11 protein-coding genes are annotated in these 15,903 nt (G+C 73.3%); 5 read left to right on the top strand and 6 right to left on the bottom strand.

Annotated features, from left to right (window positions below):
* The 3 genes from def to AC29IT_RS09375 form a co-directional block, all read right to left on the bottom strand.
* Entirely contained in the window at positions 1 to 546 is a 546-nt protein-coding gene (gene def, locus AC29IT_RS09385) for a peptide deformylase (RefSeq protein WP_224962695.1), read from the bottom strand.
* Between the two features lie 153 nt (positions 547 to 699).
* The gene (gene ggt, locus AC29IT_RS09380) at positions 700 to 2,505 is read right to left on the bottom strand and encodes a gamma-glutamyltransferase (protein WP_488218446.1); all 1,806 of its coding nucleotides are present in this window, start codon (positions 2,503 to 2,505) and stop codon (positions 700 to 702) included.
* Between the two features lie 265 nt (positions 2,506 to 2,770).
* Complete coding sequence (locus tag AC29IT_RS09375) at positions 2,771 to 4,255, bottom strand: putative glycoside hydrolase (protein WP_488218578.1); 1,485 nt, start codon at positions 4,253 to 4,255, stop codon at positions 2,771 to 2,773.
* Between the two features lie 292 nt (positions 4,256 to 4,547).
* Here AC29IT_RS09375 and AC29IT_RS09370 point away from each other — a divergent pair, with 292 nt between their 5' ends.
* Complete coding sequence (locus tag AC29IT_RS09370; protein WP_488218445.1) at positions 4,548 to 5,579, top strand: polysaccharide deacetylase family protein; 1,032 nt, start codon at positions 4,548 to 4,550, stop codon at positions 5,577 to 5,579.
* Between the two features lie 70 nt (positions 5,580 to 5,649).
* Here the strand turns inward: AC29IT_RS09370 and AC29IT_RS09365 are convergent, their stop codons facing one another.
* Positions 5,650 to 7,671, bottom strand: coding sequence for a primosomal protein N' (locus AC29IT_RS09365; protein WP_488218444.1), 2,022 nt, complete (start codon positions 7,669 to 7,671; stop codon positions 5,650 to 5,652).
* Positions 7,672 to 7,783: 112 nt separating this feature from the next.
* Here AC29IT_RS09365 and AC29IT_RS09360 point away from each other — a divergent pair, with 112 nt between their 5' ends.
* On the top strand, positions 7,784 to 8,251 hold the full coding sequence (locus tag AC29IT_RS09360) for a tRNA (cytidine(34)-2'-O)-methyltransferase (RefSeq protein WP_488218443.1): 468 nt from the start codon (positions 7,784 to 7,786) through the stop codon (positions 8,249 to 8,251).
* Positions 8,252 to 8,355: 104 nt separating this feature from the next.
* Here the strand turns inward: AC29IT_RS09360 and AC29IT_RS09355 are convergent, their stop codons facing one another.
* Positions 8,356 to 9,390, bottom strand: coding sequence for a TerC family protein (locus AC29IT_RS09355; protein WP_488218442.1), 1,035 nt, complete (start codon positions 9,388 to 9,390; stop codon positions 8,356 to 8,358).
* Between the two features lie 510 nt (positions 9,391 to 9,900).
* On the opposite strand from AC29IT_RS09355, the gene AC29IT_RS09350 reads away from it, so the two are divergent.
* From AC29IT_RS09350 to AC29IT_RS09340, 3 genes are all read left to right on the top strand, one after another.
* Positions 9,901 to 12,666, top strand: a complete 2,766-nt coding sequence (locus tag AC29IT_RS09350) for an alpha/beta fold hydrolase (protein WP_488218441.1) — start codon at positions 9,901 to 9,903, stop codon at positions 12,664 to 12,666.
* 620 nt (positions 12,667 to 13,286) lie between these two features.
* Entirely contained in the window at positions 13,287 to 14,216 is a 930-nt protein-coding gene (locus AC29IT_RS09345) for an ABC transporter permease (RefSeq protein WP_488218577.1), read from the top strand.
* A 46-nt stretch (positions 14,217 to 14,262) separates the two neighbouring features.
* Positions 14,263 to 15,156, top strand: coding sequence for a LysR family transcriptional regulator (locus AC29IT_RS09340; protein WP_488218440.1), 894 nt, complete (start codon positions 14,263 to 14,265; stop codon positions 15,154 to 15,156).
* 16 nt (positions 15,157 to 15,172) lie between these two features.
* Here AC29IT_RS09340 and AC29IT_RS09335 read toward each other — a convergent pair whose 3' ends face one another.
* Positions 15,173 to 15,856: a DUF6461 domain-containing protein gene (locus AC29IT_RS09335; protein WP_488218439.1), complete on the bottom strand. Its 684-nt coding sequence runs from the start codon at positions 15,854 to 15,856 to the stop codon at positions 15,173 to 15,175.
* Positions 15,857 to 15,903 lie beyond the last annotated feature (47 nt).

Below are 15,903 nucleotides of genomic sequence, written 5' to 3'. Positions count from 1 at the left end.
TCAGCGCTTCCCGAACAGCGGGTGCGGGCTCTCCTTGACGACCGGCACCTGCCCGTCGAACCAGTCGGCCTGCCGGATCTCGCGCAGCGCCCGCTTGCGGGTCTCGGCGTCGAGCCGGTCCACGAACAGGACCCCGTCCAGGTGGTCGGTCTCGTGCTGGATGCAGCGGGCCAGCAGGTCGGTGCCCTCGATCTCCACCGGGTCGCCGTGCATGTTCCAGCCGCGCGCGACGACGCGCTTGTGCCGCAGGCAGTCCCAGCGCATGCCGGGGATGGACAGGCAGCCTTCGGGGCCGTCCTGCATCTCCTCGCCGACGACCTCCCAGCCCGGGTTGATCAGGTGGCCTTCGAAGCCGTCGCAGCGGTAGGTGAACACGCGCAGCCCGACGCCGAGCTGCGGCGCGGCCAGCCCGGCCCCGCCCTGCTCGTGCATCGTGTCCCACAGGTCGCGCACGAGGCCGTGCAGTTCCTTGTCGAAGTCGACGACCTCGTCGGCGCGGGTGCGCAGGACGGGGTCGCCGAAGAGGCGGACGGGCTGGACGGTCACTCGGGCTCCCCGGTCGGGCTCGGCGGCGGGACCCGGCGAGTCTAGTCGTCGCTCCCGCGCCCTCCGACCGGGCGCTCACCCGCGCCCCCCCTGCTCCGGGCTCGGCTCGCTCGGCGGAGCGGACGACCGGGTCTTCCCCGGCGAACGGCCGGGTCAGGGGGCGGGCAGGACCACTTCGGCGGCTCCCCCGCCGCGCCGGGTGGTTTCGGCGGCGGCACGCCAGCGGCCGTCGGGCAGCCGTTCCACGCCGGTCGCGGCGCCGATCTCCGCGGACGGGTCGAGTTCGTGGCCGAGGGCGCGCAGCTTCTCCGCCTCGGGCAGCGCCAGGAACTCCGCCTCCGCCTCGGTGCTCGGCGAGTTCCGCTGCGAGGCGCGCGGCCGCGCGATGGCCTCCACCAGCGGCAGGCCGCGGTCGATCCGCTCGGTCAGCACCTGCAGCACGGTGGTGATGATGGTGGCGCCGCCGGGACTGCCGACCGCCAGCACCGGTGCGCCGTCCCGCAGCACGACGGTGGGGCTGATCGAGCTGCGCGGCCGCTTGCCGGGCTCGGGCAGGTTCGGGTCGGGCTCGCCGGGCGTGGCCGGGGTGAACGAGAAGTCGGTGAGCTCGTTGTTGAGCAGGAACCCGCGGCCCGGCACGGTGATGCCGCTGCCGCCGGTCTGCTCGATGGTCAGCGTGTAGGACACCACGTCCCCGCGGGGGTCGGCGACGGTGAGGTGCGTGGTGTTCGGCCCCTCGTAGGGGGTGGTGCCGCGCGCGGGCGGCCGCGGCGCGCAGGGCGTGGGGTGGCGCGGATCGGCGGCGGCGACCGGGGCGGGCAGCGCGGCGTCCGGGGTGATCAGGCAGGCGCGGGAGTCGGCGAACTCCTGGCCGGTGAGCTCCGCGGTGGGCACGTCGCCGAACGCGGGGTCGCCGACCCAGCGGTTCCGGTCCGCGAAGCCGATCTTGCTCGCCTCCAGGAAGTGGTGCAGGTACTGCGCCTCGTCCAGCGCGCCCAGGTCGGTGCCTTCGAGGATGTTCAGCGCCTCGCCGACCGTGGTGCCGCCGGAGGCCGACGGCGGCATCCCGTACACGTCGAGCCCCCGGTACGACACGTGCGTCGGGTCGCGCTCCTCGATCCGGTAGTCGCGCAGGTCCTCGGCGGTCATGCCGCCGGGCCGCACGGTGCGCCCGGCCGCCGGGTCGACCGGCGGGTTGCGCACCGCGTCGACCACGTCGGCGCCGATCTCGCCGCGGTACAGCGGGTCGAGGCCTTCGTCGGCGAGGGTGCGGTAGGTCGCGGCGAGGTCCGGGTTGCGGAACGTGCTCCCGGTGGCGGGTGGCTGCCCGCCGGGCAGGAACAGGTCGCGGGTGGCGGGGAACGCGCTGAGCCGCTCCTGGTTGGCGGCGGTCTGCTCGCGGAAGGTGTCGTCGACGACGAAGCCGTCCGCGGCGAGGCGCTCGGCGGGCCGCAGCACCTCGCCCAGATCCTTGTTCCCCCACCGCCGCAGCGCCTGCTCCCAGGTGGCGGGGGTGCCGGGCACGCCGACGCCGAGACCGCTGGTGATGGCCTCCGCCGCGGGGATCGGCTCGCCGTCCTGCAGGAACATCTCGGGGTGCGCGGCGGCGGGGGCGGTCTCGCGGCCGTCGAGGGTGGAGACCTCGCCGGTGGCCGCGTCGTAGTGCACGAAGTAGCCGCCGCCTCCGATGCCCGCCGAGTAGGGCTCGGTGACGCCGAGCGCCGCGGCGACCGCGACGGCGGCGTCGGCCGCGGTGCCGCCGGCCCGGAGCACGTCGATGCCGGCGCGGGTGGCGTCCGGGTCGACGCTGGAGACGGCGCCGCCGTAGCCGACGGCCTCCGGCGATTTCGGTGGCACCGGCGGCGGCTGCGGGGCCGGGGACGCTTGGGCCATCGGGGTGATCAGCGCACAGGAGGTGACCGCCGCCAGGGTGATCCGAACGGGTCGTGCTCGCACCATCGAGTGCCTCCGATCTCCGAGTGCCCGTCACTGTGCCGAGCGAAAGCCGCCTCGACAACACGAACGGGTCATCGTTGGCGGACCGAGATCAACTGCGCGGCCCGGGAGCACGGACCGCTGGCCCGACGACACCGGACGACCGTTCCCCACACCCCACGCCGAGACGATCTCGCGCAGCTCACTCATGCGGATACGAGTGAACGGACCGTTCGTCCGACGAGGTGGGACGAACGGTCCGTTCACTCCGGTGCGACCGCGGGTGCGGCTACGGCTTCTGCGGTACCAGCGCGTCGCCGTGGTAGCGGCAGTTCGCCGCCCACAGCAGGTACGACGGCATGCCGTCGTCCTCCGCGGCCTTGATCTGCGCGGCCACCTCGGCGGGCCCGTAGCTGGCGCCGAGGCTGAAGTCCTGCAGCCACGGGATGATCTGCACGTCGGTCCCCTCGACCGCCTTGGCGAACTCGGCGAGCGACCGCTGCACGATGTCGTAGGGCTGGGTGTTCGGGTCGTCGACGCCGAACTCGCCCGGCCCCCAGTGCGACGGGTAGACCATCGGTGCGATGTAGTCCACGTACTTCGCCATCCGCGGGATGTCCTGGGCGATCTGAGTGGGCCGGTCCACGGCGATGCCGAACACCGACGCCCCGAGCAGCGCCCCCTTCGAGCGGACCGCCGTCTGGGTGTCGCGGAGGAAGTCCGCGATGCCCTGCTCCGGCGTGGTGTGCAGCCCGGCGAAGCGCATCTTCTCGATGCCGCCGTCCGGCCTGCGCACGTAGTCGTAGAGGATGTCGTCGAAGCCGAGCGAGGCGGCCTCGGCGGCGAGGTCGATGTTGTACTGCCGCACCGCCGGGTCGGCGAAGTTGGTGAACGCGAAGTCGCCGTACCCGCTGCTCCACGGCTGCCCGCCCGCGGTCTGCACGACCCGTTCCCGGTGGCCTTCGCGCCAGGACGCCTCGCCGAGCACCGGATCCTTGAAGGCGACGAGCCGTCCGACGACGCGCACGCCCATGCCGTGCAACTGGTCGAGGGCTTCGCGAGCGTCGTAGTAGTTCTTCACGGCGCCGATGCGGTTGGCCTCGGGCAGCGCGGAATCGTAGGGGATCTCGCCGCTTTCGTCCTTGATGTCGAGCTCGACGGTGTCGATGCGGCCCTGCCTGGCGAGTTCGAGCACGGGTTCGCGCAGCGAATCGCTGGTCCAGGCGAGCCCGGTCATGTGCACGGCGCGCATGCCCGGGTGCTTGATGTGCACGGTCATGGTGCGCTCCGCGCGGTTGCCCGCGAGGTCGGTGGCCACGACCTGGACTTCCCGTTCCGGCCTGTCGACGACGGCGGAGAACGCGCCGTCCGGACCGGGCCGGACCGGTTTGCCCGCGACGGTCACCTGGTCGGCGCCCGCGGCCTTGCCGGTGACGGTGACGGGTTCGCCGAGCTTCTCGGGCCGCAGCGAATCCTCGACCTGGAGTTCCGGTGGCTCGCTGTCCACTGTGAACTCGTGCGTGGTGCTGGCGGAGCCGAGCCAGGAGATCGCCCTGGGCGTGATGACTTCCAGCGCGTGGGAGCCATCGGGCACGTCGGCCGCGTGCACGGCCACCGCACCGTCCTGGGGCGTGGTGGGCACGGGCTTCCCGTCGAGCAGGACGGTGGAATCGGCGCGTTCGGAGCGGATCTGAATGGATCCATCGGCCGTCGCCTCGGAACGCACCGGGTGCGACGGCAGCCCGTCCACCCGCACGTCCTCTGTGGACAACATGCGGAGCAGCACGTACCCCGCGATCAGCAGCACGATGACGGCGACGGCGACGACGGCCCACTGCGGGATGCCGCCGATTCCGTTGTCACGGCTGGGTTTCGTTGGTCCTGGGGCCCCTTCGGGCGCAGGTTCGGTCACAGCTTTCGCCTCCCCGACGTCGGCGAATCCGGACAACTGAACACGTTACGTTGCCGGTCGAATGTTCGCGCCACCCTTCCAGGTAATAACGCGGAGATCAACAAGTGACTTTGAGTATCCACATCGGCCCAAAACTGCACTAACGTGCGAACCGATGTTGAGCGTGATCGAGCGCACCTGCGCCGTGACGGCGGTGGCGCTGCTCGCCCTGTCCGGTGCCGCGTGCAGCACCCAGGACCCAGCCCCCGACACCCCTGACGTCGCCGCTCCGCCGCCCCCGCCACCGGCACCGCCGCCACCGCCGGCGCCGGAATCGGTGCACGCCAACGAACTCGGCAAGGTCCCGGTGCTGATGTACCACCGGATCACCACCGAGCCGAGCAGCGTCTACGACCGCACCCCGCAGGACTTCCGCGCCGAGCTGGAACGGCTCGCCGCGGAGGACTACACGCCGATCACCGCGAGCGAGTACGCGAGCGGCCGCATCGACATCCCCGCGGGCAGGCACCCGGTGGTGCTCACCTTCGACGACGGCTCCACCGGCCAGTTCGCCCTGGACGGCGCCGGGCAGCCCGCGCCGGACACCGCGGTGCGCATCCTGCTCGACACCGCCGCCGAGCACCCCGAGTTCCGCCCCACCGCCACCTTCTTCGTGTTCGACCCGCCGTTCGAGGACCCGGGCGGGAAGACCACGCTGCCGTGGCTGCACGAGCACAGCTTCGAGGTCGGCAACCACACCCTGGAACACCCCAACCTCGGCCAGGTGAGCTCCGCGGAGGCGCAGCACCAGATCGCCGGCATGCAGCGGGAGATCAACGAGGTGCTGCCCGACGTGCCGGTGCGCGCGCTGGCGCTGCCGCTGGGCGTGCACCCGGACGACGAGGCGCTCGCCGCGGACGGGAGCGCCGAGGGCGTGACCTACCACCACGACGCGGTGTTCCTCGTCGGCTCGAACCCGGCGCGCTCCCCGTTCGACGCGGACTTCGACGGGCAGAACATCCCGCGGATCCGCTCGCAGGCCGCCACCGGCGAGGAGGCCGAGTACGGGTCCACCCAGTGGCTGGACAAGCTGGCGGGCGACCCCGAATCGCGCTACACCTCCGACGGCGATCCGGACCGGATCTCGGCGCCGAACTCCGCCTCCGCGGATCCGGCCCCGAACCTGCCGAACCTCTACCGCTACTGACCGGGTGAGTGGCCCATTCGCCCAGCGTCATGGGGCGAATGGGCCACTCACCTCGGGTGGAGCGGGGTGCTCAGAGGAGTTCGAGCGGATCGACCCTGATCTTGACCCGTTCGGCCGGCCTGCGGGAGGCGCGGGTCGACTGCGCCGCGTGCAGCGCGGCCGCGAGCTCGCGCCCCTCCGGACGGGTGACCCGCACCAGTGCGCGTTCCTGCTCGGAACCGCCGTCCTCGTCGACCTCGCCCAGCGGCACCGGCCCCAGGATCTCGCCGGTGCCGGGCAGTTCCAGGTGGTCCAGCAGGTCGTTCACCGCGTCCGGCGTGCCGTCCACCGCCGCGACCCGCATCGCGGGCGGGAAGCCGAGCTCGGCGCGCCCGGCCAGTTCGATCGACGCGTGCCAGGCCGGGTCCCAGCGCACCAGCGCCTGCACCGGTTGCAGGGTGGAATCGGCCATCACCACCACCCGGCCGCCGTCCTGCGCGGGCCGCACCATCGCCGCCGCGGCGAACCACAGCCGCAGCGTCTCCTCGGTGGCGCGCAGCTCCGGGCGGGACAGCAGGGTGCGCCCGTCCAGCAGCAGCGCCGCCCCGTAGCCGCCGTCGGCGACCGGTTCGGCGCCGGGCGTGCACACGATCAGCGCCGGTTTCGCGGGCACGCTGGACAAGATCTCCCCGCCGCCGGAGGTGCGGACCGCGACGCCGCTGAACGCCCGGCCCAGTTCCTCGGCGGTGCGCCCGGCGCCGATCGCGATCGCCCGCAGCCGCCGCGAGCCGCACGACCCGCAGCGGAACGCGGCCTCCGCGGCCCCGCACCAGCGGCAGGCCGCCGGCTTCGGCGCCCCGTCCTCGGTCCCGCCGGGCAGTCCCAGCGGACCGGCGCAGCGGCGGCAGCGCGCCTGCTCCCGGCAGTCCCCGCAGGCCAGCGCGGGCACGTACCCGCGGCGCGGGACCTGCACCAGCACCGGAGCCCCGGCGCCCAGCGCCGCGCGGGCCGCGTCGAACGCCACCGACGGCAGCCGGGCCGCGCGGGCCGCCGGGTCCCGGGCCAGCTGGGTGTCGTCGGCGCCGATCGCCACCACCCGCGGCGCGGCGGCCCGCACCTGCTCGCGCGCGCCGACGACCTGCTGCGCCCAACCGGTCTCCACCAGCAGCGCGGCCTCCGCGGTCCGGGCGAACCCGGCGACGAGCACCGCGGCCCCGGCGGCGTGCGCCCGGTGGGTGAGCACGTCCCGCGCGTGCGGGTAGGGCATCTGCGGGTAGCTGTGCATCGCGTCGCCGTCGTCCCACACCACGACCAGCCCGAGGTCGTGCACCGGAGCGAACATGGCGGCGCGGGTGCCGATGACCACGCGCACCGCGCCGCGCAGCACCGCCAGCCACCGCTTGTACCGCTCCCCCGGCCCGAGCTCAGAGGTGAGCGCGACGACCCCGGCCTCCCCGATCGCCCGAGCGCAGGCGGCGTGCAGCCGGGTGACGTCGCGGTGGTCCGGCACCACCACGAGCACGCCCCGCCCGGCCGACGCGGCCGTGGCGGCGGCTTCGGCGAGCCGGTCGGTCCACTGCTCCCCGGGCAGCGCCTGCCACACCGCGCGGGCCGGTTTGCCCGCGTGCACGGCCTCCAGCAGCGCGGGGCCGTGCTGGTAGCGCTGCCACGCGGCGACGTCCGGCCGTTCCGGGGCGGGCGCGGGTTCGGCGGTCTGCTTCTCGGCGCGCGCGTGCCGGGGCGGCACGGCGAGCCGCACCACGTCGGCGAGCATCCCGCCGTAGCGGGCGGCGACGGCGCGGCACAGCTCCAGCAGCCGCGGCGGCAGCACCACCTCGGAAGAGATCACCCGGTCCACCCACTGCAGCGTGCCGGTGAAGTCCGAGTTCTCCTTGCGCTCCAGCAGATATCCGTCGACGAGCTTGCCGCGGAACCGCACCCGCACCCGGCAGCCGACGACGGCGGCCTCGTGCAGCCGGTCCGGGATCAGGTAGTCGAAGGTGCGGTCCAGGTGCGCGGGCAGCGACACCTCCACCAGCACGCTCGCCACCGGCAGCGCGGGTGCGGCCGTGCGCTCGGCCTTCGTCGTCGTGTTGGTCCCGCGCCCCGCCATGCGCACTTCTCTACCAGAGCACGGCGACGGGCCCGCGCACCTGGTCGGCGATCCGGGCGGCGCGGACGGGGTCACTACGATGCGGCGGGCAGCGAACGTGAAAGGACCCCGCGTGTTCGACGTCGTCTTCTACCACCCCGAGATCCCCGGCAACACGGGGAACGCCATCCGGATGGCGGCCGGTTCCGGCTGCGCGCTGCACCTGGTGCGGCCGCTGGGGTTCGGCGTGGAGGACGCGCGGCTGCGCCGGGCGGGCCTGGACTACCGGGACCGGGCGGTGCTGCGGGTGCACGAGGACTGGGAATCGCTGCTGGCGGAGCTGGACCCGCAGCGGGTGTTCGCGTTCACCACGGGCGCGACGACCTCGCTGGAGCAGGTCCGCTACCGGCCGGGTGACGTGCTGCTGTTCGGCCCGGAGTCGACGGGCCTGCCCGCGGAGATCTCCGGTTCCGACCGGATCACCGATCGGGTGCGGATCCCGATGCTGCCGGGCATCCGGTCGATGAACCTGGCGAACTCGGCGGCGGTGGCCGTGTACGAGGCGTGGCGCCAGCAGGACTACGCGATGCCCGCGGACTGATCCGCGCCGACCGGCCCCGAACGCGGAACCGCGCGGCACCCCGGTCGTCGGGATGCCGCGCGGTTCGCGGTCTCGATCTCGTCGGCGGCGGCCGCCGAGCGCGATCAGGGCTTGGTCTCGGGCTCCGCCGGAGCCGTCGCCGCCTCGTCCTTGCGGGCCTTCGCCAGGCTGGCCACCGTGGTGATCACCAGCACGCCGATGATGACGCCCAGCGACATCCAGTTGTTGATGTCCAGCCACTCGGGAACCGCGTGGTACTCGTGCAGCGCGTGCACCACCAGCTTGATGCCGATGAAGCCGAGGATGATCGACAGCCCGACGTTGAGGTACACCAGCTTGTCGACCAGCCCGCCCAGCAGGAAGTACAGCTGCCGGAGGCCCATCAGCGCGAAGGCGTTCGCGGCGAACACCAGGAACGGGTCCTGGGTGATGCCGAAGATCGCCGGGATGGAGTCGACCGCGAACAGCAGGTCGGCGCTGCCGATGGCGACGATCACCACGAACATCGGGGTGAGGAACCGCTTGCCGTCGATCTTCACCACGGACTTGGTCTCGTGGTAGTCGTCGGTGACCGGGAAGACCTTCCGGACCCACCGGACGACGATGTTCTCCTTGTACTCCTCGTCCTCGTCCTTGTTCCGGATCATGCCGATCGCGGTCCAGATCAGGAACGCTCCGAAGACGAAGAAGACCCACACGAACCGCTCGATCAGCGCGGCACCGACCGCGATGAACGCGCCGCGCATCACCAGCGCCAGCAGGATGCCGATCAGCAGCACCCGGTGCTGGTGGATCGTCGGCACCGCGAAGCTCGACATGATCACCATGAAGATGAACAGGTTGTCGACGCTCAGCGAGTACTCGGTGATGTACCCGGTGAAGTACTCGATCGCGAAATGCTGATCACCGAAGATCCACACACCGATGCCGAACACGATCGCGCAGGCGATGTAGAAGGTCACCCACCGAGCGGCCTCGCCGGTGGTCACCTCGTGCGGCTTGCGGTCGACGATCACCAGGTCGATCAGCAGCAGCAAGGCGAGACCGCCCAGCGTCGCCGCCCAGACCCACCAGTGAACGTTCAAGGAGTCGGCCGTCTTCTGAGCCTGCTGCGCCACCAAGGTCAGCTCGGCACCCATCGATTACCTCCGGTTCAGGGCGTGCGCCGGGACCGGAGGTCTCTTCCACCGGCGATGTTTCCGACCGGTCGACGGCACCGGGTCCCAACGGGGGCTTCGAGGCAACCGGTGGGGCCGTGATGACGATGCCGCCGCGAAGGAATACTCCCCTCCACAACGTTGCCAAGATTGTCACTTATGCACTGCTTCGAACACCAGCCCGGGTTGATCGCCCCGAATGCAGCCGGAAGGCTACGGCGAGCTACCGGTCGGGGCAATGCCCTGGTCACAGGACCACCCGAACCGGGGTACCGGTATCTGCGTGTGAGCAATCCCATCGCCCGAACCAGCGGCGCTCGAACGAACGGGCGATGGACGTGGCGCGGGACGCGGTTATGATCACCGCGCCCGCACTCGGGGATGCGGCAGTGCACCGAACGACACGACGATCGCGAGGGTGACGCCGCGGCGGACGGCCGGATTTCTGTTCGGTTGCTGCTTCATAGCGTCTTCGCCCTGACCCGACTCAGGATGAAACCGTTGCCGCCTCTTTCCCCTACTGTCGGGCCCGTGCCCCCGCTCCCCCGCCGCAGCAGGCCGTTCCTGCTGCTCATCGTGATCGTCGTGCTGCTGATCGCAGGGCTGGCGGCGCTCTGGTCCGGTGAGCGCCCCACCCCGGCCGCGCCGGCGCCGCGCCAGGCGCTGATCGACGTGCAGGACGGGCCGGGCGGCCGGGAGCGCATCCAGATCGACTCGACCCTCTACGCGCCCGCTGCGACTCCGGCGCCCGCGGTGGTGATCGCGCACGGCATCGGCGGGGACAAGACGGACGCGGATGCGCAGGCCCGGGACCTGGTGCGGCGCGGGTTCGCGGTGCTGACCTACTCGGCGCGGGGCTTCGGCGGCAGCAGCGGGCGGATCCGGCTCAACGCCGCGGACTACGAGGTCTCCGACGCCCACCAGATCGTGGACTGGCTGGCGCGGCAGCCGGAGGTGCAGCGGGACGGCGAGAGCGACCCGCGGGTCGGGTTCACCGGCGTCTCCTACGGCGGCGCGCTGAGCCTGCTGGTGGCGGGCAGCGATCCGCGGGTGGACGCGATCGCGCCGGTGATGACCTACAACGACCTCGGCCAGGCGCTGCTGCCGAACGCGGCGAGCGGCGCGGACTCCCCCGCCGACACGCCCGCGCACGGCACCGCGGGCCCGGAGGGCGTGTTCCGGCGCGCCTGGGCGGGCCGGCTGTTCAACCCGGGCGGGCCCGCGCCCGCCGACGGCTCCTCGGTGGCCTGCGGGAACTTCGCCCCGGACGTGTGCGCCGCGTACGGCGAGCTGGCGCGCACCGGCCGCGCCTCCCCCGCGACCCGGCGGTTGCTCGCCTCGGTGTCGCCGAGCTCGGTGACCGGGAACATCCGCATCCCGACGCTGCTGGCGCAGGGCACCCAGGACACCCTGTTCGGCCTGGACCAGGCCGATGCGAACGCGCGCCAGATCGCCGCCGCAGGCGGGGACGTGAGCGTGCTGTGGTTCGCGGGCGGGCACGACGGCGCGGCGCCGGGGCCGCGCGTGCAGTCCCGGATCGCCGACTGGTTCGCCTTCCACCTGGGCGCCGGCGGGGCGCCCGCGCCGGGCGACCGGTTCCGGTTCGACATCGCGGGCACCGCCCGCGCGGACGGCGAGGTGCCGGTGCGCACCGTGTCCGCCCCCGACTACCCGGGCGTGCACTCGGACCGCACCCCGCGGTTCTCGCTGGACCTGCGCGGGCAGGCCACCACGGTGCTGAACCCGCCGGGCGGTACCCCGGGCGCGCTGAGCTCGCTGCCGGGGCAGCAGGGCCGCGGGGCCGAACCGTACGACCTGCCGCGGCAGGTCGCGGTGTTCGGCACCGAGCCGATGTCCTCCCGGATGCTGATCTCCGGGGTGCCGCAGACCCGGCTGTCGGTGGCCGCCGAACCCGGCCAGCCCACCACCGGGGACGCGGTGCTGTTCGCGAAGCTCTACGACGTGGACCGCGAGGGCCGCCGCGAACTGCTCGGCGACTCGGTCGCCCCGATGCACGTGACCGGCCTGCGCCCGGACGGCACGCCGGTCGAGGTGAACGTGGCGCTGCCCGGCGTGGTGCACTCGGTCGAGAGCGGGCACCGGCTGGAGCTCGCCGTGAGCACCACCGACCAGGCCTACGCGGTGCCGACGGCGACCGCGGTGCACCGGGTGGACCTGGCGGGGCCGCGGGCGCTGTCGGTGCCGTCGGTGAAGGGCACCAGCACCACCGGCGGCACGTTCCCCGTGGTCCCGGTCTCCGGGATCGCCGCGGTCGCCCTGCTCGGCGGGCTCGGCTGGCTGTTCACCCGGCTGCGGCGCGGCTACGCGCCCGCCGCGGAGGCCGAGGTCACCGGCCCGCCGCTGGAGATCAGCGAGCTCACCAAGACGTTCCCGCGCAAGGTCACCGCGCTGCGCGGGGTGTCGATGCGGGTGGAGCGCGGCCAGATCGTGGGCCTGCTCGGCCCGAACGGCGCGGGCAAGACGACGACGCTGCGGCTGCTGCTGGGACTGCTGCACCCGACGTCCGGGGAGGTCCGCGTCTTCGGGCACCGGGTCGAGCCGGGCGCTCCGGTGCTGTCCCGGATCGGGTCGCTGGTGGAGTCCCCCGGTTTCCCGCCGCACCTGACCGGGCTGGAGAGCCTGAAGCACTACTGGGCGGCGACCGGCAGGCCGATGCTGCAGGCCCGGTTCGACGAGGTCGTGCACATCGCGGGCCTCGGCGAGCACGCGCACCGGCGCACCGCCACGTTCAGCCAGGGCACCCAGCAGCGGCTGGCGATCGCGCAGGCCATGCTCGGGCTGCCGGACCTGCTGGTGCTGGACGAGCCGACGAACCGGCTGGACCCACCGCAGATCCACCAGATGCGCGAGATCCTGCGCCGCTACGCGGCGACCGGCCGCTGCGTGCTGCTGTCCAGCCACCTGCTGTCCGAGGTGGAGCAGACCTGCACGCACGTGATCGTGATGCACCGCGGCGAGGTGGTCACCTCCGGCAGCGTCGCCGACGTCGTGTCGGTGGACGGGCAGGCCACCTTCCGCGTCGACGACCCGGCGCGGGCCGCGGCGGCGCTGCGGGCGCTGGAAGGGCTCGGCGCGGTGGAGGTGGACGGCGAGCTGGTGCACGCCGACCTGCGCGGGCACGACCGGTCGATCGCGGTGAACGCGCTGGTGATCTCGGGGGTGGCGGTGGACCAGGTGGGTCCGCGGCGCAGGCTGGAGGACGCATTCCTGAACCTGGTCGGAGAGGAGCAGCGCTGATGCCGGAACGGTCCAGCGGGCCGGCGGCCCCGGACTCCTCGGCGGACGAGCCGTGGGCCGACGCGGGCGGGCGGGAGACCGAGCCGCTGTCGTCGGAGTCCGAGCGGCACCGGGCGGCGATCGCCCGCGCCCTGGAGTCCGGCGGCCTGCTCGGCGGGGATTCCGCCGAGCCGCGCGGCCAGCTGTGGGGTTCGGACGCGATGCTGCCGGACGATCCACCGGGTGAGCGCGACGTCGACCCGGCCGAGCTCACCTGGGACGTGCCGCCGGAGCGGGCGGACGCCGTCCCCGACGACCTGGACCTCGACCTCCCGGTACCGGAGGCCGCCGGTTCCGGCCGGTCGGGCCCGGACCACGACGGCGGTCGGCATCGCGGCGATGCCGAACGCCACGGCGAGCACGGGTACCGCGACGGCTATGCACCCCGCGACGATTCCCCCAGGGACTGGACCAGCCCCACCTGGGAACCGGACGAGCCCCGGTCCGCCGGGCCGGACGCGCCTCGGCCCGCCGAACCGGACGACCCTAGGTCCGCGGGGGCGGACGACCCGAGGCCCGCGGGGCCGGACGGGACCGAGCGCCCCACCGGCGGGCGACCCGGCACCGGCGTCGTCGAGAGCATCCCGGCCGCGGTCGTCGACCCGCCCCCGGCGGCGGACGAGGAGACCGCGGCCGCGCTGCCGGTCAGCGCGCAGGACCCCACCCAGCCCGACGGCAGCGTGCAGGGCTACCAGGTGCGCCGGACGCTGCCGGTGCGGGTGGAGCTGGCCCGGCAGGCGGGCAGGCGGCGGACGCGGCTGGCGCTGGGCTTCCTGGTGCTGCTGCCGCTGCTGCTGCTCGCCGCGTTCGAGATCGGCGACGACGGTTCGGTGCCGCGGACCGCGGACCTGTCCGGGATGGCGACCTCCGGCGGGTTGAACTTCACCGCGTTCGCGGTGTCCTCCTCGGGAGGGTTCCTGCTGGTCCTGGTGGTGGCGTTGTTCTTCGGCGACACGGTGGCCAGCGAGGCCTCCTGGTCGAGCCTGCGCTACCTGCTGGCCGCACCGGTGCCGCGCGGGCGGCTGCTGCGGCAGAAGGCGGTGGTGGCGGCGCTGCTGTCGCTGCTGGGGATCGCGCTGCTGCCCGCGATGGCGCTGGCGGCGGGCCTGTTCTGGTACGGCACGGGTGAGCTGGTGACGCCGAGCGGCAGCGTGCTGTCGTTCCCGGTGGGCCTGCTGACCCTGGTGCTGGCGGTGCTGTACCTGGCGGTGCAGTTGAGCTGGGTCGCCGGGCTGGCGCTGTGGCTGAGCGTGAGCACCGACGCGCCGCTGGGCGCGGTGGGCGGCGCGGTACTGGTGTCGATCCTGTCGCAGATCCTGGACCAGATCTCGGCGCTGGGCGGGCTGCGCTCGTTCCTGCCGACGCACTACGCGTACGCGTGGGGCGATCTGCTGGCCGAGGAGGTCGACTGGACGGGCATGGCGAACGGGGCGTGCTCGTCGCTGGTGTACGCGGCGGTGTTCGTGCTGCTGGCGCACTGGAGCTTCCGGCGCAAGGACATCACCAGCTGATCGGGCGGGGCGGGGCGTGGCCGAACGGGGTAATAGGCTGCGGCACATGGAGGTGTTCCACCTGCGCTACTTCGCGGCCGTCGCCGAGAACCTGAGCTTCTCGAAGGCGGCGCGCCAGCTGCACATGGCGGTGTCGCCGCTGAGCAGGCGGGTCCGCGACCTGGAGCGCGAGCTGGGCGTCCGGCTGTTCGACCGCGATTCGCACAGCGTGAACCTCACCGCGGCGGGCAGCGCCCTGCTGCCGCTGGCCACCGAGGTGCTGACCCGGTTCGACGACATCCCGGGCCGGTTGCGCCAGGAGCTGGGCACCCAGCAGCGCATCGTGCACGTGGGCGTGCCGCCGGGCCTGCACCCGCGGCTGCGGGACCGGTTGCGCGACTTCGACCGCACGGCGGGCTGCGAGGTGCGGCGCTGGCCGGGCGGCAGCCTGGACCTGGTGGAGCAGGTTCGGCGCCGCGAGCTGGAGCTGGCGCTGGTGCACCTGCCCGCGCACGCGGAGGGCGTGGAGGTCCGCGAGGTGATGCGGGAACCGCTGGGCGCGGTGCTGCCCGCCGCCGAGTTCGCGGGCCGCGAGTCGGTGTCGCTGTCCGAGCTGACCGGCCACGTCTACGCGCGACCGGGTTCGGGCCTGTCCCCGACGTACTTCGACCAGCTGGAGGTGCAGCTGACCGCGGCGGGCATCCACCGCCGCACCACGCTGAGCACCAGGGACTACTCGGGCACCGGTGAGTTCGTGGCGAACGGCGGGGCGTTCGCGATCTCGATGCTGGACCCGCAGAACCAGATGGGCCGCCCGTGGGAGCACGACCGGGTGGTGGTGCTCCCGTTCGCGGACATCGACCCGGTGCTGGCGACGGGCTTGATCTGGCGCGCGGACCGCGCCGAGCCGGGCGGGGAGCTCGCCGATCTGGTCGCCGGAGCCCTCGAAGCCCTCTCCTGACCGGCGCGGTCCCGGCTCAGTCCAGTTCGACGGCGATGGGTTCGGCGGCGCGGAGCTCGTCGTAGGTCCAGTTCGCACCGGCGAGCGCGCAGGCCAGGCGGTCGAGGAACGCGAAGTCGCGGCTCGTCGGATCGTCCTGGTCGTCCTGGTCGTCCTCGATGAGCTCGTCGAGGTTCCCGGCCGCGTCGATCGCGGCACGCACGGCCGCGGGCGCGTCGGCGGGCAGTTCGGCCACGTCGCTCTCGACGTTGTCGAAGTCGGTGCTGAACACCGCTGCCCCGCCCTCGGCGTAGCAGAGCCGGTTGAGGGCGTTGATGTCGATGTGCAGCGACACCGCCGGTCCGCCCGCCGCGGCGGAGAGCGCGGTGGCGGGGTCGTCGCCGAGGTCCTCGGTGGTGTTGGCGTCGTCCATGACGAAGGTCCAGCCGCGCACCCGCCCGGCCAGCAGCACGGTCTCCGCTTCGGAGTCGAGGACGGTGGCGGGCAGCGAGCGGGCGTCGAGCTCGGCGGGGGCTTCGGCGGGCAGCGGGCAGGGCACGGCCCGCGCCGGGTCGGCGCCGAGCACCTCCAGCGCGGCGGCGGGTTCGAGGTCCCGCACCAGGTAGAACATCAGGTGGTCGGGCCCGTACAGCGACGTCGTCCAGACCGGACAGCCCTCGTCGTCGAGCGTTCCGGCGGGGAATCCCGGCGTGGTCAGCACTGCGCCTCCTCGGTTCGTGCGGTGTGCTGATCATTGTGGACGGCGGC

Source organism: Saccharopolyspora sp. MMCC62 (assembly GCF_057736575.1).
The sequence above is the reverse complement of the archived record's forward strand: the minus strand, read 5'-3'. Positions and strand labels throughout refer to the sequence as shown.

Coding starts and splice junctions, on each gene's coding strand:
- ggt (WP_488218446.1), bottom strand. CDS start 2,505: ATGGTGCGAGCACGACCCGTTCGGATCACCCTGGCGGCGGTCACCTCC.
- AC29IT_RS09375 (WP_488218578.1), bottom strand. CDS start 4,255: ATGTTGTCCACAGAGGACGTGCGGGTGGACGGGCTGCCGTCGCACCCG.
- AC29IT_RS09370 (WP_488218445.1), top strand. CDS start 4,548: ATGTTGAGCGTGATCGAGCGCACCTGCGCCGTGACGGCGGTGGCGCTG.
- AC29IT_RS09365 (WP_488218444.1), bottom strand. CDS start 7,671: ATGGCGGGGCGCGGGACCAACACGACGACGAAGGCCGAGCGCACGGCC.
- AC29IT_RS09355 (WP_488218442.1), bottom strand. CDS start 9,390: ATGGGTGCCGAGCTGACCTTGGTGGCGCAGCAGGCTCAGAAGACGGCC.
- AC29IT_RS09350 (WP_488218441.1), top strand. CDS start 9,901: ATGAAACCGTTGCCGCCTCTTTCCCCTACTGTCGGGCCCGTGCCCCCG.
- AC29IT_RS09340 (WP_488218440.1), top strand. CDS start 14,263: ATGGAGGTGTTCCACCTGCGCTACTTCGCGGCCGTCGCCGAGAACCTG.